The organism is Actinoplanes utahensis (assembly GCF_016862455.1).
Classification (GTDB): Bacteria; Actinomycetota; Actinomycetes; order Mycobacteriales; family Micromonosporaceae; genus Actinoplanes; species Actinoplanes utahensis.
In genome coordinates, this window is record NZ_BOMZ01000089.1 from 41631 (window position 1) to 61347 (window position 19717).

Annotated in this window: 14 protein-coding genes; 3 read left to right on the forward strand and 11 right to left on the reverse strand. The window is 72.2% G+C overall.

The genetic code is table 11. The features are described 5' to 3' along the window. Window positions 1–19: 19 nt before the first annotated feature. Window positions 20–2029 carry a DUF8224 domain-containing phage-derived protein gene (locus Aut01nite_RS31495; protein WP_043525122.1) on the reverse strand — a complete coding sequence of 670 codons (2010 nt, stop codon included), beginning with the start codon at window positions 2027–2029 and terminating at the stop codon, window positions 20–22. Between the two features lie 144 nt (window positions 2030–2173). On the opposite strand from Aut01nite_RS31495, the gene Aut01nite_RS31500 reads away from it, so the two are divergent. Then, on the forward strand, window positions 2174–2830 hold the full coding sequence (locus tag Aut01nite_RS31500; RefSeq protein WP_043525041.1) for a TetR/AcrR family transcriptional regulator: 657 nt from the start codon (window positions 2174–2176) through the stop codon (window positions 2828–2830). A 209-nt stretch (window positions 2831–3039) separates the two neighbouring features. Continuing rightward, window positions 3040–4311, forward strand: coding sequence for a serine/threonine-protein kinase (locus Aut01nite_RS31505; RefSeq protein ID WP_236642694.1), 1272 nt, complete (start codon window positions 3040–3042; stop codon window positions 4309–4311). A 59-nt stretch (window positions 4312–4370) separates the two neighbouring features. Here the strand turns inward: Aut01nite_RS31505 and Aut01nite_RS31510 are convergent, their stop codons facing one another. From Aut01nite_RS31510 to Aut01nite_RS31555, 10 genes are all read right to left on the reverse strand, one after another. Beyond that, window positions 4371–5615: a TIGR02679 family protein gene (locus Aut01nite_RS31510; RefSeq protein WP_043525042.1), complete on the reverse strand. Its 1245-nt coding sequence runs from the start codon at window positions 5613–5615 to the stop codon at window positions 4371–4373. Then, on the reverse strand, window positions 5612–9658 hold the full coding sequence (locus Aut01nite_RS31515; protein ID WP_043525043.1) for a TIGR02680 family protein: 4047 nt from the start codon (window positions 9656–9658) through the stop codon (window positions 5612–5614). Before Aut01nite_RS31515 ends, Aut01nite_RS31510 begins: the two co-directional genes overlap by 4 nt. Continuing rightward, window positions 9658–10884 (reverse strand): TIGR02678 family protein, encoded by a 1227-nt coding sequence (locus Aut01nite_RS31520; protein ID WP_052163705.1) that lies wholly within the window; start codon window positions 10882–10884, stop codon window positions 9658–9660. The genes Aut01nite_RS31515 and Aut01nite_RS31520 overlap by 1 nt, the downstream gene beginning before the upstream one ends. Next, a complete protein-coding gene (locus Aut01nite_RS31525; RefSeq protein ID WP_043525044.1) occupies window positions 10877–12379 on the reverse strand; it encodes a TIGR02677 family protein in 1503 nt (500 codons plus the stop codon). Before Aut01nite_RS31525 ends, Aut01nite_RS31520 begins: the two co-directional genes overlap by 8 nt. A gap of 588 nt (window positions 12380–12967) precedes the next feature. Further along, window positions 12968–13672, reverse strand: coding sequence for a DsbA family oxidoreductase (locus tag Aut01nite_RS31530; protein WP_043525045.1), 705 nt, complete (start codon window positions 13670–13672; stop codon window positions 12968–12970). A 698-nt stretch (window positions 13673–14370) separates the two neighbouring features. Continuing rightward, window positions 14371–14508: a hypothetical protein gene (locus Aut01nite_RS31535; protein ID WP_161790637.1), complete on the reverse strand. Its 138-nt coding sequence runs from the start codon at window positions 14506–14508 to the stop codon at window positions 14371–14373. A 169-nt stretch (window positions 14509–14677) separates the two neighbouring features. Further along, window positions 14678–15772 (reverse strand): glycosyltransferase, encoded by a 1095-nt coding sequence (locus Aut01nite_RS31540; RefSeq protein ID WP_236642695.1) that lies wholly within the window; start codon window positions 15770–15772, stop codon window positions 14678–14680. Next, window positions 15769–16908 (reverse strand): glycosyltransferase, encoded by a 1140-nt coding sequence (locus Aut01nite_RS31545; protein WP_043525047.1) that lies wholly within the window; start codon window positions 16906–16908, stop codon window positions 15769–15771. The genes Aut01nite_RS31540 and Aut01nite_RS31545 overlap by 4 nt, the downstream gene beginning before the upstream one ends. A gap of 96 nt (window positions 16909–17004) precedes the next feature. Continuing rightward, the gene (locus tag Aut01nite_RS31550) at window positions 17005–18018 is read right to left on the reverse strand and encodes a glycosyltransferase family 4 protein (RefSeq protein ID WP_043525048.1); all 1014 of its coding nucleotides are present in this window, start codon (window positions 18016–18018) and stop codon (window positions 17005–17007) included. Beyond that, entirely contained in the window at window positions 18015–18188 is a 174-nt protein-coding gene (locus Aut01nite_RS31555) for a hypothetical protein (RefSeq protein ID WP_173476676.1), read from the reverse strand. The genes Aut01nite_RS31550 and Aut01nite_RS31555 overlap by 4 nt, the downstream gene beginning before the upstream one ends. Before the next feature lie 344 nt (window positions 18189–18532). Between Aut01nite_RS31555 and Aut01nite_RS31560 the strand changes: the two genes are divergently transcribed. Continuing rightward, complete coding sequence (locus tag Aut01nite_RS31560) at window positions 18533–19705, forward strand: SpoIIE family protein phosphatase (RefSeq protein ID WP_043525127.1); 1173 nt, start codon at window positions 18533–18535, stop codon at window positions 19703–19705. Window positions 19706–19717: the final 12 nt, after the last annotated feature.

Genomic DNA, 19717 nt, shown 5'->3' on the forward strand with positions numbered 1-19717 from the left:
CGGATGTCTCGGCGGGGAATCAGAACTGGATGCTGAGAAGGCGGCGCCGGCCGCCGGCCATGGTCACCTTGGCGACCACGGAGTTGCGGACCGTGGAGCTGAAGCCGAGGCCGGACAGCTGGTCCTCCGACGGCTCGCATTTGGTGCGGTCGCCGAGAACCTCGAACACCTTGCGGTGCGGTTGCAGGTCGCGGCGGAGGAACTCGTTGTAGATGCCCCGGGTCGGCTGGTCGTTCACGCACCCTTTCAGCATGAAGAAGTAGTGGCGGTTGCCGACCTCGCTGTCGTCGAAGTGGTTCGGCGAGTACATGATGGTGGACACCGGCACGAACTGTTCGGTGGTGATGCCCCACAGGTCCTTGCCGACGCTGCCCGGCCGCATGCCCTCACCCGGCCGGAAAGCGGTGATCACCCCGCCGGTGACCGTCATGCGGCCCACCTCGACGGTCTCCTTCTGGCCGACCGCCCGCTCGTGGCGGTAATGCTCGATCCTGCCGTTGCTCTCGGTCTCGATCACGAAGCCGACGCCGGAGCTCTCCCGCTTGCGGAACTGGTTCACCTCGATCCGGTACTCGCCGTCGGGGAGGTGGTCGGTCCAGGTGACGTTCTCCACCGGCTCGCGCGACTCCCCACCGCCCGCGTTCATGTCGACGTCCAGCTTGTGGCGCTTGTCCTGGTACCAGATGTGGGTGCCGTCGGGTTCGTACACGTGCAGGTCGAGATCGTCGTGGTTGAACCAGGACAGGCTCACCCGCAGCTTGCCGGTGACGTTGCCGCCGGCCCGCTTGACCCTCTCCCTGATCGAGTCGGTGACGTTGCCGCGGTAGGACCAGGCGAAGTCGTTGTCCCAGGTGAACAGTCGCGGGGCGTCCGGGTGCCGGCCGGTGGTGAGACTGACGAGGTTCGGTTCGTGGCTGCCGGCGACCCACAGGTCGATGCTCGTGGCGGCGGGCAGGACGTCCTTCATGAAGGCGACCACGGGCGTCTCCTCCGGCTTCGCGTCCCGAAGGCGCGCGCCGGCGGACCCGGTGGTGGCCGCCTGCATGAGCAGGCCCTCGATGCCGTCCTTCATCCGCGACCGAGTGTCGTTGTCGACCCACAGCACGTTGGTGACCGACACGTCGGACAGCCGGGCGAACCGTCGCTGCAACGACTCCTCGAGGCCCAGCTCGCCGATGGTCTTCATGGCGGCCTTGACCATGGCCGGGGTGATCAGCGCCGTGGGGCGCTGGTAGTTCTGCGGCGCCACCTTCACCTCGAACGACCGGACCGCCTGCTCCAGGTCGACGCCCGCGGAGAGATCCTGGACGAGGGTGCCGATCACCGTGTTGCGGAACCGGGCCGCCGGGTTCATGGCGTTGGCGAAGACGAAGGCCCGGCCGTCGGCCGCCTGCGCCCACCGGTTCCGCAGCGACCGGAACTCGGTCACCGCCCGGCGGTGCTCCGTGCCGCGGTAGAGGGCGTCGTCGTCGATGAGGTCGACGACGGTGTCCAGAGCGGGCAGGGTCAGCTCGGCCAGGCCACGCTGGAACACCTGCACCGCGGCGTCGAAGGCGCCCCGTGCCGCGCCGACGTCCCCGGTGCGGTGCCGCTTCTCCACCCGGCCGTGCAGGTGGTGCCACACCTCGACCCGGCCGTCCCGCAGCGCCCGGGTCGTCCGCGTTCCGTACTGCGCCTCGGTGGACCGGAAGATGCCGGCCAGCGGCAGCGTGCCGACGAATTCGTCCATCGCGGCGGCGACGACGGAGAACACCGGGTCGGATGCGGACACCCCGGACCAGACGGTACGAACCCGTCCGTCGTGGATCTCGACGACGTTACCGAAGTTCTTCACGAACCCGCGGCACGTCGAGCAGTCGTACTCCGACCGCTCCCGAAACCGGAGGTTGGTGCCGGCGGGAAAGGATTCCAGAAAGGTGAGCCAGAGCGAGTCCCGGTCGAGACCGTCGCCGACGACGTACAACTCGCCCTCGGACATCGCGGACAGACGTGTGGTCACGTCCGCCGCGAACTGCTGAAAACCGCCCACCGTGTCATCCCCCTTGGTCACCGAGGATCGTAGGGAACGCGCGCCGGTGGAGAAACGTATTTACGGCCGTCGGCGACCGCCCTCCGCGGAGGGCGGGGACGTGCGAACTAACGAAAACGAGCGTTCGCCTTTATTCTTCGTCACATGCCCCGCGTCTCCGAGCAGTACCGGGCCGGTCGCCGTGCCGAGATCGTCGCCGCCGCGGCCCGGCTGTTCGCCGCCAACGGCTTCCACGCCACGTCGATGGCCGACATCATCAGCGAGTGCGGTCTGTCCGCCGGAGCCGTCTACCGGTACTTCCGCGGCAAGGACGAGCTGATCGGGGCGGTGGCGGAGACAGCGCTGGGCACCGCCGACGAGGTGTTCCAGACGATGCTCGCCGACGGCGCCACCCCGTCACCCCAGGACGCGCTGGCCACGATCATCACGACGATCACCGAACAGATCGTCCGCGACCCGGCCACCGGCGTCGACCTGACCCGGGTCGGGGTGCAGGTGTGGGCCGAGGCGCTGCGGAACCCGGTCCTCGCCGCCCGCGCCGATGAGGTCTACCTGCGGTTGCGGGGACACTTCGCCGAGGTGGCCCGCCGCTGGCAGGCCGCCGGGAACCTGCCCGCCGAGGCGGTGCCGGAGCGGGTCGGCGCCGCGATGCTCAGCATCGTGCAGGGTTTCATGCTGCAGTCCCTGCTGATCGGCGACACCGATCCCGGCGACTACCTCGCCGGCGTGCGGTGGCTGCTGCTCACCGGCCCGGCCGGCGAACAGCGCCGCGGCGATCCGGTACGCCGGCCGGCTTCCTGACGAACGTCCTCGGTGGGGAACCGGCGGAACAGGGCGGCATCGGCGCAGCCTGATCCCTGAGCGGAGCAGTAACTCCGGCTGGTCCGACGCGATCCGGCGGTGAGGACGTCGTCGCAGGGTGAACCGCAGCGCGGGTGCCCCCGTCGCCGGTGACCGGGTGGGTTGGTGGAGGATCAGGGCTCGGCGGAGTGCGTGACCGGGGAGTGACAGTGAAGCTCATCGACGATCGTTATGAGCTGGAGAGCCTGCCCCTGGCCCGGGGCGGTATGGGGGACGTCTGGCTCGGCCGGGACGTCCGGCTGGACCGAGAGATCGCCGTCAAGTTCCTCCGGTTTCCGAACGGTGTGCCGGACGACGCGCTGATCAGGCGGTTCGATCGGGAGTCGAGGATCACCGCGCGGCTGGAGCACCCCGGTGTGCCCGCGGTCTACGACGTCGGCGTGCACGAGGACCGGCCGTACATGGTCATGCAACGCGTGCACGGCATCAGTGTCGCCGACCTGGTCGCCGAGCAGGGGCCGCTGCCGGTCGGTTGGGCGGCGGCCATCGCGGCGCAGGTGTGTGCCGTGCTGGTGGCCGCACACGCGGCGGCGCTCGTGCACCGGGATCTCAAGCCCGGCAATCTCATGCTGGAGCCGGACGGCGCGGTGAAGGTCTTGGACTTCGGCCTCGCCGTCGCGCCGACACTCACCGACTACTCCACGATCACCCATACCCATCAGTCGCTCGGCACCCCCGCCTACATGGCGCCGGAGCAGGCGGAAGCCGGTACCAGCGAGGCCGCGACCGACCTGTACGCGCTGGGCTGCACCCTGCACGAGATGCTCACCGGGGAGTGGGTGTTCTGGGCGCCCACCTCGTTCTCGTTGATGATGAAGCAGGTCAAGGACACCCCGCCGCCGTTGCGGTCGCTGCGGCCGGACGCCCCGGCGGAGCTGGAGCGCCTGATCCTCGACCTGTTGGAGAAGCGGCCGCGGGATCGGCCGGCCGGGGCCGAAGTGGTCCACCGTCGTCTGCTGCCGTTCGTCACCGGACTGGGGCCGCTTCCCGGTGCATTGCATCCGGCCGGCACTCTCAGCCCGGCCCGCCTCTACGCGGGCGTTCTCGCCGAGATCCCCGACCACCCGGCCGCGCCGCCCCACGACGTGACCGACCCGGACATGCTCCTTCTCAGCCGGCACCTGGCGACCGCCATCATGTCCCCGGAGTGGCGCCGAGTGCTGCGGCAGGGTGACCCGTCGGTCTCGGAACTGCTGCACGACCTCGCGGTACGGGATCTGCCGGTGCCGATCGTGGAGTTCGAGCTGCCCGGCACACCCCATCGGGCGGCGCTGGCGTGGCCGGAACGCAAGGTCGCCGTGCTGCCGCCCGAGACGCCCTGGACCGCCGACCGTGCGGAGGCCTTCATCACCGCGGGCTGGGACGCCCGTCCGTCGAACACCTGGACCGCCGAAGGGCTGGCCCGGCGGGTCGCCGGCTGACCGGCGGCGGAGGTGACGGCCGGCGCCATACCGGACCGGCACATCCGGCGATATGGGCTTCAGAGATCGGCGAGGAGGGTTTCGATCAGCGCCTCCTCATGAATGGCGACGTTCTGTTCCGCCATCGCCACGACGAGGGCCGGATCCCATGGACTCTGCACGGGACTGCCGGTCAGGGGTTGGCGCGGTGTGCCGCGGCGCGTGGCCTGGGCGACGGCCTCCCGATAGTGGACCGCGGTGAACTGCCAGGGTGCGGCGGGATAGCGGCGCATGATGCGGGCGGCGATGGCGATGCCCGGCCAGTCGAAGTCGCCGTGGTAGGCGAGGGTGACGTGGCCGGCGGCGGTGATCGCGTCGAGCAGGGCCAGCGTCACGGTGGTCGGGTTGCCCATGGTGCACACGATCGGCGCTCGGACGCCGTTGTCCAGTGCCGCTTCCAGGACTCGCGGGTTCTCGCACACGTACACGGTCTGCGGCGGCATCGACCACGGCGCCAGGCGGCGGATCTCCCGCAGTGTGAGGTGACTTTCGGCGCCGATGTCGGCGCGCTCCTGCAACCACGCGATGCCGTGCGGACGGAGTCCGCACGCCAGAACCGTGGTGGCGATGGTGTCGCCGGCGACGCCGGCGGCATCCCACAGGGCGCGGCGTTCGGCGGCGCCGGTCGGTAGCGTCGGGGAGCCGGTGAGGGCGAGGGCGAGGCCGCGCAGGACCAGGCGGGCGAGGGTGGTGTCGTCGTCGAGACCGTGGGCGCTTCCGGTGACGGCCTGGGCGAGTTCGCCGCGGGACCAGGTGCGGGCTTGTTCGCCGACGGTCCGGGCGAGGGTGGCGACGGCCTGCTCGATGACGCGGTGCACGTCGTCGGCGGGCAGCCGGGCCGGCAGGCCCTGACGCCACAGCTGGTCCATCCACTCGTGGGCCCATGCGTGCCCGGACAGTCCGGCGGTGGTGAGGGCCGCGGTGGCGTGGTCGCGCAGTGCGGCTCGTTGCGACCGGGACGCGGAGGCGAGGGCCCGGCGATCCGGGACCGGGCCGACCACCGCCTCGACCACGTCCAGCAGACCGGTTCCGGCGGCGGTCGTCCGTAACCGCTCGTCGAGCTGTGACAGGTCGACGGTGTGGGTCGCGGTCACGATGCGGTCGAGCAGGTGGCCGAGAGCCTCGCGCTGAGGTGGGTCGAGGCTGGTCAGGGTGAGGCGACCGCGGGCGGTGCGCCCGTTGCGGGCCAGCCTGCTGTGGGCGGCCGCCCACAGCGGCCGCAGGACGGGCGAGCTGAGATAGGCGAGTGTGGCCGGGGGGATCATGAGGGGAGAACCGTACGGCGCTGGCCGTCCCAACGGAAGTGCAGGGTGGCGACGCCCGGTCGGGTGGGGTCGCGCAGGCATTCGTAGATGCCGAGTGACGGCACCTCGGGGAAACAGCCCCAGAGCCGCTCGCTGGTCAGCACCGCGTCCAGATCCAGGTCGACGAGCAGACCCAGCAGCCGCCCGTGGGTCGGCTCGTCCACTTTGGCGAAGGCGTCGTCGAGCAGGATCAGCCGGGGTGCGGCCGGATGCAGCTCGCCCACCGAGGTGAAATGAGCGGCGGCCGCCGCGAACAGCACCAGGTAGGAGACGACGCGCTGTTCGCCCTGGGACATCGCGGTACGGGCGGACAGGGTCCGTTCCCGGTCGGGACGGGCCTGGTCGGTGACCTTGACGGTGAACGTGAACCAGTTCCGGTAGTCGAGGGCGGCGCGCAGATGTACGGCGTACCCGGCGGAGGGGTCGGAACGGCGGGCGTCCTCGACCCGGCGGGCCAGCGCCTCCCGGAGCCGGTCGTTGTCGTCGCGGGTCCGCAGTTCCAGCGGGGTACGCAGCAGCGCCACGGCGCGGCGGGTGTCGGGGTCGGCGTCGTCACGCAGCGCCCACACCAGCCGGGCGCCGAGGCCGTGTGAGGTCCGCACCTCCCCGAGGGTGCGGTTCATGGCGGCGACGAGGGCTTCGGCGGACCGGATCTGCCGGGACAGGGCGTCGCCGAGTTCCCCGAGCAGGAACCGTTCGAAGGCGTGGCGTTCCCGGTCGGCGACCGCGGAGCGTTTCTGGTCGAGCTCGGCTCCGAGCCGGGCCGTGGCGGCGGCTACCGGATGCCGGCCGATGTCGTCGCTGATCTCGACGACCTTGACGCCGTCGCGGTCCTCCCAGATCAGGTCGAAGCCGCCGGGAAGCCGACTGCGCACATCGGTGTAGCGCTGGTGCAGCGCGTTCTCGCCGAGATCCGATGCGGGCCGGCCGAGGGCGTCCCGCAGCCGGCCGGCGAGGTCGTCGAGGTGCCGGATCCGTTCGGGCGGGGTGCCGGTGGGGGCTTCGGCGGGCAGGTCGGCGGGCAGTTCGAGGGCGGGCCGGACACCCGGGAGGGTCAGAACCCGGGGGAGCGCGGTGCCCGCATCCAGGGCCGCTTGTTCGAATTCGGTGAGCCGCAGCCGCGCCTGGTCGCGGGCCTCGCCGGCGCGTACCCGCTCGTCACGGCGTTCCTCGTAGTCGCGGCGAGCGGCGGGCAGTCGTTGCTCGGCGGTACGGGCCCGTTCTTCGGCGGCGGTCTCCTGTCGCAGGATCTCGGCCGGTTCGACGCCCAGGGAGCGTTCGAGGACGGCCAGCTCCTGCTCGGCGGTGAGATGTTCGGTCGCCGCGATCTGCGCCTCGTCGGCGGTGTGGGCGGCCTGCCCGACAGCGGCGCCGTGCCGGGCGATCAGATCCGCATAGGGGCGCAGGCCGGCGGTGAAGCGTTCGATGTCGCGGGCCTGCCGGGGCACATCCGCCGCCAGTTGCCGCAGCCGCTGGTCGATGAGGGCCAGCTGGGCACGGTCGGCGGGCAGCAGGTGGGAGGCGGCCGCGGACGCGGCGTGGGCACGCCGGTCGTCGGCGATCACGCGCAGCTCCCGCGCCCGGCGCCGGGCCCCGGCGAACTGCCGGGCCAGCCGCTCGAGGTGGCTTTTGGCCTCGTCGTAGCGGATCCAGCCGGTGCGCAGCGCGACGCCGTCCGGCAGCGCACGGAGGGTGGCTGCCAGATCGCGGCGTTCGGTCTCCACGTCGGCGATCTGTTCGCCGAGAGCGGTGAGCAGGCCGGTCAGCTCCTCGATGCGAACGTTCAGTTCGGCGAGCCGCCGTCGGCGCAGGGCCGCCCGGTTGGTGGCGCCGACATATTCGGCCTCCGGTTTGGTCCACGTACCGTGCGCGACACCGAGACGCCATCCGCCGTCGGCGGCGATCCAGCTCGTCGCGTCGCTGTCCGCCCCCCAGCCGATCGAAGCCAGCAGTGCGGTGACTGCCTGGGCGCCCGGCACGGCCACCAGGGCGTCGCGCAGGCTGGGGCCGGGCACCGGGGGACCCGGCCGCAGTACGACCTCGCCGTTTCCCGGGTGCAGCACGGTGCCGTCGCCGGTGCACAGGGCGTCGAGGAGCCCGCTCGACTCCAGCGCGGCCTCCACGCCCGCCCGGTCCGCCGGATCGAGTGACCCGGCGAAGTCGATCAGCCGGTACAGCGGGGTTCCTGCCGGAGACGGCGTGCCGGTCTCCCGGAACCGGGATCGAGGTGGTTCCGGATCGATCCGGGAACTCCATCGACGGTGCTCCGCCCGTACCGCCGAAAGGTCTTCCTCCGCCTTGCGCTGAGCGGTCCGCAAGCTGTCCCGCCGTGTTTCCGCGGCATCACGCAGCGGCTCCGCCGCGGCCTCGGCCGCGGCACGCACCGCCTCCGGCGTCTCGGCCGGCAGCGGATCATCGGCGAGCAGGGCCTCCTTCACCGAGGTCAGGTCCGTGCCGTCCCACACCGGCAGAGCAGACCATCGGTGTACGTCGGACGCATACTCTTGGCCCGCCGCGGCGAGTGCGTCCTTGAGCTGGTCGAACCGGTTCCGGGCCTCGCCCTGCTGGCCGTCGAGGAGGTCTCGTTCGTCCTCCGCCCGGGTCGCTGCGCGGGTGGCCTTCTCCGCCTCGGCGAGCCGCCCGTCGACGTCGGCGACCGCGGTGCGCCGGCCCCGGACCGCCTCCTCCGCGGCGGTCAGGCGGTCCCGCTGACGTCCGAACTCGTGTCCGGCCAGCTCATGGTCGACGACCTTCAAGGACGGAGCATCGCGGTGACGCAACTCCGGCATCGAACCCAGATGACCGACGTCGAGGCCGGACTCGGTGGCGAGTTCCCGCAGCCCGTGGTGCCCGTCGCGGATCTGGGTGACGGCGGATGCCAGCCGTCCGGTCTCGTCCCGCAGGCGGTCGGCCAGCGCGGCGAGAGTCTGCCGGTCCGCGGCGGCCGCGGTCTGCGCGGACCGGGCGGCAGCCAGCAGCGCCTGCACCGCGAGTCGGCGCTGGGCGAGCTCCTGCACCGCCCGGTAGCCGGCGCTCTCCCGCAGCGCCCGTAGCTCAGCCGACGCCTCGCGGTACGCCCGGTCCCAGTGGCCCACCGCGGCGAGGGCCTCCTCCTCCGCGGTGCGGGCCCGGTCGACCTCGCGTTCGGCCTGCCCGGCCTGCCGCCGCTGAGCGCGCAGCCGGGTGAGGGCCTCGTCGACCGCGTGCACCCGCCGCCGCAACTCGCCCCGCAGATACCCGCGGTAGGTGGTCATCAGGTCGGACAGCGCGCTGTGGGTGGCCTCCAGGCGGCCCAGGTCGGCGCGTACGGTCTCCAGGTCGTCGAGGTTGTGGGCGACCGAGTCGAGCACGTCGTCGTCGACCGGGGGCAGCGCCTCACCGAGTTCGGCGGTGAGCTGGCCGGCCTCGATCCGGTCACCGATGGTGGGCCGCCGCAGCCGGTAGAGCAGATGGACGAGATTGCGGTAGCGGCCCGGATCGGCGATGCCGAACACCTCGCGGCCGACCCGGGCCCGGTAGTCGCGGGCGGAGTTGATCAGCGCGCCCTCGCCCAGCGTCTCGCGGAGACGGTCGATCGGCACCGGCTGGCGGCCCTCGACCAGCGTCACCTCGGCGCCGATCCGGGCGGCGGTGACGAAGTAGGTCAGCCGGGCCTCCGCCGTCGACGACGACCAGCGGACGACCGCTCCGAGCGTCACGAAGCGCTCCACCTCCCGCTCGTCGACGCGCCGCAGCTCCAGCCAGACGAAGCCCTGCCGGTTGACGCCCGAGGCTCCTTCGCTCATCAGCCAGCGGAAGGTGGTGCGCCCGCCGCCGGTCGCGTCCAGGCGTTTGGTGTCGCCGTCGAGCAGGAACGGCAGAAGGAGCTCCAGAGCCTTCGACTTGCCGGCGCCGTTCTTGCCGCGCAGCAGCAGCCGGCCGTCCTCGAAGTCGAAGACCTGGTCGTCGTACTGCCAGACGTTGCAGATACCGGCCCGGTGCAGGCGGTAACGGTACGGGTTCATCAGCGGACCACCTCCGCCGGCGCGTACCGGGCCGCCGCGGCCAACAGGAGCAGTGTGCCGTCCGGTGTGTCGCCGCGAACGCCACGTGCGTCGACGGCGCGGTCGGCGACGGACGCCGGCACCTGATCCTCCGGTTCGGCGTCGGCCACCGTCGGCCCCGACCACGCCATCAGGCCCATGGTCACCAGCAGCGCGACGACCGCCTCCCGCAGCAGGACCGGATCCGCCACGTACTGACCGGCCCACCGGCGGGCGTGACGTTCGGTGAGATCGGTGAGGATCTCGTCCAGCAGGCCGTCCGGCACCGGTACGCCCACCACCAGACGGCCCGGTTCCGGTCGCAACCGCCCGGCCAGGACCCCGATGGTGAGCAGTGCGGCCTGCGCCACCGTGCCGCCACCGGGGAACGTCACATCGGTGAGGGCCTCGTCCGGATCCAGCATCGCCGCGCCCTCCGCCCGCAACTCCGCCTGCAATCCCGCATAGTCCAGGAACGAGCGCTCGTCACGCCGTTGCTCGCGGCGCAGCCAGACCCGGTCGGCGGCGGTCAGATCGTCCACGTAGACGACGGGCTGCTCACACAACCGTCGCCGTACCCGGTGCCGGGAACCTCCCGGTCCGGCGTCGGCCGCCTGCACGACGAACTCCTCCGGCGACCGCGCCCGGCCGGGCGCGGTCGCCAGCAGATGCGCCGCGATGTCCCGGTCGACCGTGAGCAGAGCCTCGGCCTGCTCATCGTCGGCGTATCCGGACACCGAGCCCTGTTCCTCGCGCAGCACCGACCAGGCCACCATCTGCCGCAGCGCCGCACCGAGAGCCCGCCGTTCGGCCGGGCGACGAGCGTCGTCGACATCGATGCCGGCCTCCACGGCGGCTGCCCGGACGTCCGCGACCAACTGGGACAGCAGCACCTGCTCCGGGCAGGTGATCAGGACCGCTGTGGTCAGGGCGAGGTAGGCGTACATCCGTGGGGTGAACGGGCCGGATGTCCGCAGCAGCGGCCGGCCGAGCCCCGGACCGAGACCCGGCTTGAACAGGCGGGCGAAGCCGGCCTCCACCACCAGGCGGTAGCCGAGGAAGGCGCCGAACCACGCCCGCAGCCACTCGGCATGCCGGCGGACCAGCGCGAACTCGTCACTTGCCGGAAGCAGCAGCGGCGTGGCGAGAAGGGCCCGGATCGCCCGGCGGCGTTCGGTCTCCAGGGCGATGTCATGATCGTCAGCCATCCGCCGGTTCCCGCCGGGTGATCGAGATGTCGATGTCCCGGACGGTGAGGTCACCGGTCGCCGAGTGGATCGTCGTCTCCTGGCGTGGCTTGCTGATCAGCTCACAGCGCACACCGAGGTCGAGGTTCGAGGTGACCGCGCTGCCCTGGGCCGGATCGCCGGCGCCGAGCGCCTGCGCCATCAACTCCAGCAGCAGCCGGATCGCCGGCTCCGACAGTCGTACCGTGCCGAGGCTCGCGGCAGCGGACAGCAACTCGGCCGCAGCGGCCGCACGCGCCAGCTGCTCGGCAGCCGCCTGCTCGATCAGCGCCCGCTGCTGGGCGGAACGGTCGGCGACGCCGGACACCCGGCCCCGCGCCGCCCGGGCGCCACGCTCCCGCAACGACACCGGGACCTCGACGGCGGGCTCCGGCCACCAGCTCGTCGTCGCCGGGACCACCATCTGCGCGTCGGCGGCGATCCCGAGGTGCCGGGCCGGGTACAGGCCGTACGCCGAGGTGAACAGGTCGGCGGCGAGATCCTCGTCCGCCGCGTCCAGCCATGCCGCCAGCCGCAGCAGCTCGCGCCGCCGCGAGGTGCCCTGACCACCGGAGCGGATCATCCGTTTCGCGTTCGCGAGCAGCGACTGCAGGGCCCGCAGGGTGGCGTCTCGCAGCTGGGTCACCTCGCTGCGCCGGCCGTCGAGGTCACTGAACCAGGCCCGTAGGCCGGCCCAGTCCGTGAGGTCGTGGCCCCGGCTGTGCGCCACCGTGACACCGAGGTCCGCGGCGGCCCCGGCGAGCCCGCCCTCGCGCAACATCGTCACCAGATCCGGCAGGTACGGCCACAACCGTTCCAGGTGCCGTTCGATACGCGGGGCCAGCAGCACGATCTCCTCGGTGATCGACTCCACATAGTCCAGCAGGAGCTCTTTGAAACCGGTGTACTCGGCGCTGTCCAGATCGTAGCGGGCGAGGACCTGACCGAGGAACGCGTAGAAGTCGCGCACCGAATCCCGGAACACCCAGAACTGGGCGAACACCGTGGCGACCGTCTCCCGGGCGGCTCCGCCGTCGATGCCTCCCGGCCGTTCCACACGGTCCGCCAGCTCGGCGAGACCCTGGCTGATCAGGCCGAGCAGTTCCCGGCTGACCTCCCGGGCGGCTTCCGCGCTGGACAGCACCTCGTCGGCCTGCCGTTGCACCCGTTCGCCCAGCGCCGACAGCTGGTACCTCGAGCGGGCGCGCTGGTACTCCTCGATGCTCCGCACCCGGACGGTGTGCGAGCTCGGCAGCAGGTTACCCCAGGTGACGAGCCTGTTCAGGCGGCTCACCGCCACATCGAGCGCGATGTCGTGGCCCTGGGCGGCGAGCTCCTCCACCACCTGCTGCGCGGACAGGTCGGTCATCAGGGACGCGGCGAACAGCCGCATGATCGCGAGGTAGGAGGACCGCTCGGGAACGATCAGGTAGGTGAACGCCTCGAGCCTGTCGAGGTCCTCGTCCGGCTCACCCACGAGCCGAGGATATGCGACGGCGAGTGACGACGAAACGACCGGATGGTGCGACCGGCGGTGGCCGGAGACACCGTCCGGGTACGACCGTCGTCGCGTCGCTGCGAGCGTCAGCCCGACACTTCCCGGCTGTGGAGCGGGTCGCCGGCCCGGACGACGGGTGGCCGAGGGCGATCCGCCGCAGTTGGTGAGAACCCGGCGGTGGCGCGCCCCGGCCCCGAATCCGGCCGGCCAGATAGTAGACCGTGGCGGCGACGCCGTACCCGGACGGGTAACCGAGGTCGACGCCGCCCAGCAGCGCCGCGACCGGGCCGGTGAACAGTTCGGTGCCGGTGCACGCCAGTGCCGCGGCCACCCCGGCACCGTCTCGGCCAGTCCCTGCAGCCACGGCGCGCCGGTGCCGGTGAGCAGGACGGTGACATAGGCGCCGGCGGAGAGCGCCAGGGCGCAGCTCACGATCAGGCTGCCGGTGCCCCAGAGGATCACGGCAATCATTGATCGGCGTGTCGTCGCGCGGCCGGCACAACGGAGGACCCGGTGGAGCGGGATGCTCCACCGGGTCCGGTGACGGCGGCTCCTTTCCGATGAGGCTCAGCCGATCGCCGCTCGTTTCAGCAGATCCTCGAAAGCCGACGGGTCGTCGGAGGCGATCACCGGGAAACCGACGCCGTAGTCGCCCACCCAGCTCACCTCGATGCCCGGGTTGGGGTGGTCGGAGCCGTCCGGCAGGAACAGGTGCGGGCTGCAGTTCACCCGATCGGTCGCCGAGATCACGGCCTGCCGCGACAGCTCCTTACGGGCCCGGCCGTCGTCGAGCGCCTCGGCCAGCGCGGCCACGTCCACCGCACCGGTCTCGGTGGCCACGTCCAGGATGACCTTGCGGTTGCTGATCGACCGGGACTGCGCCCAGAACGCCCGGCGCAGCCCGAGGTCGAGCTGCTCGGAGGCGTCCAGGCTCTGCTGCTTGGCGGCCTGGATCGCCTCCAGCGCGGGCAGCGTGGTCGACGGGTACAGCCAGTCCTTGTCCTGCCAGAGCTGCCAGCCGGCGGCCGGCTCCAGGCTCGCCATCCGGCCGACCTCGCTGTCGGTGCCGGGCCGCGGGCTGGGAGCCTCGTTCAGCAGCTCCAGCGGGAACGCCCGGTGGTCGAACCGCACCCGGCCGGTCAGCCCGAGGCGCTCCCGGGTGGCGTGCAGGCGGTGGACGGCGATGTGCGCGAACGAGCACCAGATATCGGAGAAGATCACGATCACCCCGGGTGGCGGGGTGAGGTCCACGGTGGTCGGCGATGCGTTCATGTGTTCACTCCAGGATCGGTCGGTGGCCGGTCAGGCGGCCGGTGCTTCGTGTTCGGTGGCGACCGCCTCGGCCGGCAGGTCGGAGTCGGGTAGCCAGGGCGGCAGGGAGGGGATGGCGGACATGGCGTCCAGCAGCCATGCGGTGCGGTCGGTGGCGACCGGGCGTGCGAGCTGAGCAGGCGCGAACCGGGCGCCTGCAGGAAGGCGGCCCGGTCCACCGGCATTCCGGTGTCCACCAGCAGCCGCTGGTGATGTAGAGCGGGCTGGCCAGGCCGCCGAGCAGGTGCCACCAGGTCGTGTCGGGCAGCGCGCCGAGCGCGCCCAGGCACCGGCGATGGCTCCGGCCGTTGCCAGCAGGACGGTGGACACGGCGAGTTGCAGCATCGAGGCGCCGTACGGCGTGGACACCGCCTTGTTGAGCTGGAGGTCACCGAGGCCTGGACCGCCAGGAGGCAGCCGATGGCCAGGGCCGAGAGCGGGAGCAGGTGATGCATGAGACCACCTCGGGAGCAATAAGTGGACGGCCGTCTCAGTTAGCATAGACCTGATGTCGTGGGATTTGGGACGGCGGCTCACTTATTCGGCGAAGGCGGGCGATGGCCGTCTCGGGCGAGGGCGTGGCCGGGCTGCGGAGCCGGCGATCAGGCCTGGCCGCGGAGTGGATCGGGACGCCCTCGGCCGGCCGGGGGTTCTGTTGCCTAGGGTGAGATCAGTGCGGCGCGCAACGGCGGCCGTCCGGCGGGGCGCGGCTCGAGGCGCAGCCGGCAGTCGCCCAGACGGCCGGTCATGGTCTGCCGGGCGCGCGAGCTCAGGTCGCATCGATCGACGAGCGTCACTGTAGCAAGATGTCCGAGTAAAGTGGACACTCGTATCATTTCGGGGAACTCCCTGAATCCCATCGGTCAGGAAGAATCACGCAGCGAAGTGCTCGCCCGGTCAGGGACGACCGTGATGGCCACTCAAGGTAGCCATCACGGTGCCGGTCGTGGCCTATGGCATGGTGCTCTACGGCCGCGGTGAGGCAGCCGCCCGCGGCGCCGCTCGGTGACCGAGAGCCGCCCGTGGAGGGGTGTGGTGCTGGAGGGTGGAGATGAGGGCGAGGGTGGATTCGGCGCCCTGGTTGAGGTTGGGGCCGTGCAGGGTCAGCCCGTCGTAACCGCCGCCGGTCGCCGGGTCCCACATCAGCTGGCCGACGTCGTTGTCACCGAGGAACCAGGCGATGGACTGGTGTACCCCCGCGTGCCAGATCTGGCCCCCGGTGACGGCGGCGGCGGTGGCGCAGGCGTCCGCCAGCGCGGCCACCTCGATCGGTTGCTGGTCGTGGTGCAGCCGGGGGCCGCCGCGCTGCCAGCCCGCCGACGGCAGCACCGACAGATGGCCGTCGCTGAGCTGGATCGTCAGCAGCCACGTCAGCATCCGCAGGCCGGCGGCCAGGGCCCCGGGATCGTCGAGGAGGTCGCCGGCGGCGATGAGGGCTTCGGCGAGGGCGGCGTTGGCGTACGTGAGCCTCTCCTGCGGCCACGGCCAGCGCGGGTCGGGATCGGGTGTCCCGATGGCGATCACGGCGTCGGCCAGCAGCTCGGCGGCCGTCCCGTCGCCGGGATCGGCGCGGAGGAGTTCGGCGGCTCCGAGCGCGGCGAAGGCCATCGCCCGCGGGTCGGCGGACCGGCGGGCGGCTCCCCGGGTGAAGGCGAGGAGGGCTTCGCGGCGGAGGTACGCGGCCGGCGAGCGCGCGGCGGCGGTCCCGAGGCCCCAGAGGGCCCGGCCCCACCAGTCGCCGAGCCCGGGCTGATCGCTCCAGGTCCGGTCGAAGTCCAGCCGGTTGTGGAAGGCGCCGTCGGCGCCCTGTGCGTGGGTGAGGAACGCCAGGTACCGCTCGGCGAGCCGGAGGACCTCGGCGGACGGGGCGGGTTCGCGGCTGGTCACGACGAGGCCCCGGGCCACGTCGTCGGTGCAGTAGCCGTGTTCGCGGCGGACCGTGGCGTGCCGGGCGTGTTCGAAGAGGCCGGTGTCGTCGGTGAGCCGCGTCAGGTGGGTGAAGGGCGCGGCGGGCACGGCCTTTCCGGACCGCGCCGTCGTGGTGGTCGCGCTGACGGTCATGTGCCGGTCACCGCGACCGGGCGGGTCCTGGAGCCGAGGAGGGTCACGGCGAGCTGCTGGTAGCGCTCGGCGACCGCGGGCCACCGCAGGGCCGGCTCGGCGTGGCCGCTGCGCTCCCGCAGCCCGGCCGCGATGGCGGGCTTGGTGAGGATCTTGCGGACCGCGGTCGCCAGGGCCGCCGGGTCGCGGTGCGGCACGAGGAGGCCGGGCCCGTCGGTGAGCAGTTCCACCGCGTGCGGGAAGGCGGTCGCGACGACCGGGATCCGCGCCGCCACCGCTTCGACGAGGACGCCCGAGGTGACCTGTTCGGTGGAGTCGTACGGCAGCACGACGACGTCGGCGGAGCGGATCAGGTCGCCGAGCGCCGCGTCGTCGAGGTAGGCCGACTCGTAGTGCACGTCATGCGCGACGCCGAGAGCCGCCCCGAGCCGGTGCAGGCCGGCCCGGTACGCCTCGCCGTGCTGTTCGACGACCTTGGGGTGGGTGCGGCCGGCCACGGTGTAGACCGGCGCCGCCTTGAGGTTCTGCAGGCGGGCCAGAGCCCGCAGCGCCCACTCGATGCCTTTTCCCGGGCCCAGCAGACCCCAGGTGAGCAGATGCGGCCGGCCGTCGTGGCGGCGGGCCGGCTCCCCGGTCCAGTCGGAGGCGCCGTGCGGGATGACGCTGACCTTCGCGGCGTCCACGGCATAGCCGGCCAGCCGGTCGCGCGCCGCCTCGGTGAGGGTCACGACCGCGCCGGCGGCGGCGGCGATCTGCTCGAGCAGCGACTTCTGCCTCGGGGTGGGGTGGGTCAGCACGGTGTGCAGGACGACGATGCTCGGTACGGTGAGCCGGCGCAGCACGGACAGCACTTCTCCGCCGTCACGGCCGGGGTAGATGCCGTACTCGTGCTGGACGACGGCGACGTCGAAGGTGTTCAGCACCTCGGCGCTGTCCCGCCAGCCGGACGGCGCGGTGTCCACCCAGGTGTGCGCCACACCCGGCGCGGGCCTGATGTCGTCGCCGTGGCCGGCGACCCGCACGATGCCGCTCGGCCCGGCGATTTCGCCGAGGTGGGTGGCGAGCGCGGCGTTGAAGGTCGCCAGGCCGCATCGGGTGGGCGGATGGGTGCTGAGGAATCCGTACCTCACGGTCATGGTGGGTGCCTTCCTGTAGCCGGCCCGGCAGCGGTCGACGCGCGACGCGTGCGGGGCCGTGGTGCCGGCGAACCGGGGACGGCGGGAACGGGCCGGTCAGCCCGGGCCGTCGCCGATGAGCTGCTCGTAGACGGCCAGATAGTCGTTGACCATGCGGTGCGCGTCGAAGCGTTTGCGGGCCTGTTCCCGGCAGCCGGCCCGGTCGATGGTGCGGACCGCGCCCACGGCGGCGACGGCCTGGTCGGCGCCGCGCACGAGGAAGCCGGTGACGCCCTCGTCGACGATCTCGGGCATGGCGCCCCGCCGGTAGGCGATGACCGGTGTGCCGCACACCATGGACTCCACGACGGCCAGGCCGAACGGCTCGTCGAAGTCGATCGGGTGCAGAAGGGCCTCGGCCCGGCCGAGGACCTCGCCGCGGCGTCGTGGCCCCACCGCGCCGAGGAAGACGACACGGTCGCCGTCGATGTGGGGCGCCACCCGTTCGTTGAAATACCGTTGATCCTGGACGATGCCGCAGATGGTGAGCGTACGTCCGGCCCGGCGGGCGATCTCGATCGCCGTGTGGGTGCCCTTGTCCGGGTGGATCCGGCCGAAGCTCACCAGCCCCGGCGCCCCGGCCGGGGAGAACGGGAGCGCGCCCGCGTCCACACCGTGATGGACCGTCGCGACGTAGTCGAGGTCCGGGTGCCGGTCGGCGTCGGAGATGGACACGAACGAGGAGCGGCTGGCCCGGTAAGCGGGCAGGATCGCCGGGCCGGAGAAGCCGTGCACGGTCGTGACCAGCGGGGCACGGCAGTGATCGGTGAAGGCGAGCGGGAGCCAGTCGAGGTGGTTGTGGATGATGTCGAAATCGGCCGAGCGGGCCAGGGCGTACGACACATGCATCGCCTCGGCCACGCGGCCGTCCGTCGAGGACGCGTCCGCGTACCCGTGCGGGCACACCCCGTCGAGCCGTGCCGCCGTGCTCGAATCCAGCGTCGCGAAGAGCGTCACGTCCACCCCGGCGGCCACCAGACCGTCCGCCAGCAACCCGGTGACCTGCTCCCAGGGCCCGTAGGCGTACGGCGGGGTGCGCCAGGCCACCGGCCCCAGGATGCCGACTCTCACGGGGACGTCTCGTCGGACAGCGTCGCCGGGTCGAGGTGCAGCATGGCCAGCAGCCCGCCGTGTTCGGTGGAGTCGATGCGCTCCGGGAGCTCCCGGTCGACGAAGTCGGCTCGGGCCTGCTGGCCGCGCTCACGAAGGGCAGCGATGACGACCGCTTTGCGAATGATCATTGTCGGCTCTCTCGAGTCACTCGTCGGCGGGGGAGGTGGGCCGCCGGAGTCTGGAGCGACATGCTCACCCTACGCCTGTCATGGCTGCCCCTCGATGGCCGGCGAGCCGGAGCCGTCGTCCGGCGCGGGGCCGGGGCTCCCTCGCCGGCGGCGGCGACACCGGCATGATCCGGCCTCACCGTGCAGGTGGCGTGGGGTCTCGCGTGCGAGAATCGGTGGGTGGAGCAATCAATACGCCCGGCCACCGATTGCGCCGTCGCCTAGTGTGGCGTCTGCGTCGCCGGTCCCGTCGTGAGCGCCGGGCCGCGGACCGGCCGGAGCCGGCGCGGGTGCCCTCCCCGGCCTTGCCGGGGGATGACCTCGACGGCTTCTACGACGAGGCGCCGTGCGGGTTCGTGTCGACTCTGCTGGACGGCACCATCGTCAAGGTCAACGCCACCCTGCTCAGCTGGCTGGGGTGCGGCGGCGCGGAGCTGGTCGGCCGCCGGCGCTTCGCCGATCTGCTCACGCCCGGCAGCCGTCTCTTCCACGAGACGCGCTGTGCGCCGCTGCTGCGGCTGCAGAACGAGGTCAAGGGCATCGCGGCGGATATGCGTGCCGCTGACGGCGCCGTGGTCCCGGTCCTGGTCACCTTCGTCGTCAAGAACGGCCGCGACGGCGTGCCGCCGCTGATCCGCATCACCGTCTTCGACGCCCGCGAGCGCCGTGCGTACGAGAAGGAGTTGCTCGAGGCGCGGCGGACCGCCGACCGGGAACGTGACCGGCTCCGCCTGCTCGTCGGTGGTCTGCAGCGCAGTCTGCTGCCCGCGTCCCTGGCGGTTCCGCCGGGCATGACCACGGCTTCCCTCTACCACATGGCGTCCCCGGACGAGGTCGGCGGAGATTTCTACGACCTCTTCCCGCTCTCCGGAGACCGGTGGGGGTTCTTCCTCGGCGACGTCCGCGGGAAGGGGGTGGCAGCCGCCGCGGTGACCGCCGCCGCCCGGTACACGCTGCGGGCGGCCGCCGTCTACGACAGCGGGCCGATCGCCGTCCTGCGCAACCTCAACGCCGTCGTCCACCAGGATTACGGCTCGCCCGGGCACCGGCACTGCACGGTCATCTTCGGCGTCCTCGAGCGGCGGGGCAGCGGCTGGACCGCCACCGTCGCGTCGGGAGGTCATCCGCCGGTGCTGGTGGTCCGCGCCGACGGCTCCGCGGCGTACCACACCACGGACGGTGGCACGCTCATCGGCATCCTGGCCGCTCCGCGCCTGGTGGCCCGGACGATCTCGCTGGAAGCCGGCGACACCATGATCCTTTACAGCGACGGATTGACCGAGGCCCGGACCTCGGCCGGTGAGCGGTACGGGGATCAGGCGCTGCTGCAGTTCGTCCGCGAGCGGGGCCCGACCGGCGCCGCGGCGGCCGTCGACGCCCTCGCCGGCCTGCTCGCCACGTTCGCCGAGGTCGACGACGACGTCGCGGTGATCGCTCTGACCGTCGGGGAGGAGACGCCGGCGGTGGGTCGGCGGTGACCCCGGGCGCCG

What these genes read in the sequence shown, in the direction of transcription:
- Aut01nite_RS31500 (WP_043525041.1), top strand. Translation starts at nt 2,174, where the DNA reads ATGCCCCGCGTCTCCGAGCAGTACCGGGCCGGTCGCCGTGCCGAGATC.
- Aut01nite_RS31510 (WP_043525042.1), bottom strand. Translation starts at nt 5,615, where the DNA reads ATGATCCCCCCGGCCACACTCGCCTATCTCAGCTCGCCCGTCCTGCGG.
- Aut01nite_RS31515 (WP_043525043.1), bottom strand. Translation starts at nt 9,658, where the DNA reads ATGAACCCGTACCGTTACCGCCTGCACCGGGCCGGTATCTGCAACGTC.
- Aut01nite_RS31520 (WP_052163705.1), bottom strand. Translation starts at nt 10,884, where the DNA reads ATGGCTGACGATCATGACATCGCCCTGGAGACCGAACGCCGCCGGGCG.
- Aut01nite_RS31530 (WP_043525045.1), bottom strand. Translation starts at nt 13,672, where the DNA reads ATGAACGCATCGCCGACCACCGTGGACCTCACCCCGCCACCCGGGGTG.
- Aut01nite_RS31540 (WP_236642695.1), bottom strand. Translation starts at nt 15,772, where the DNA reads ATGACCGTCAGCGCGACCACCACGACGGCGCGGTCCGGAAAGGCCGTG.
- Aut01nite_RS31545 (WP_043525047.1), bottom strand. Translation starts at nt 16,908, where the DNA reads ATGACCGTGAGGTACGGATTCCTCAGCACCCATCCGCCCACCCGATGC.
- Aut01nite_RS31555 (WP_173476676.1), bottom strand. Translation starts at nt 18,188, where the DNA reads ATGATCATTCGCAAAGCGGTCGTCATCGCTGCCCTTCGTGAGCGCGGC.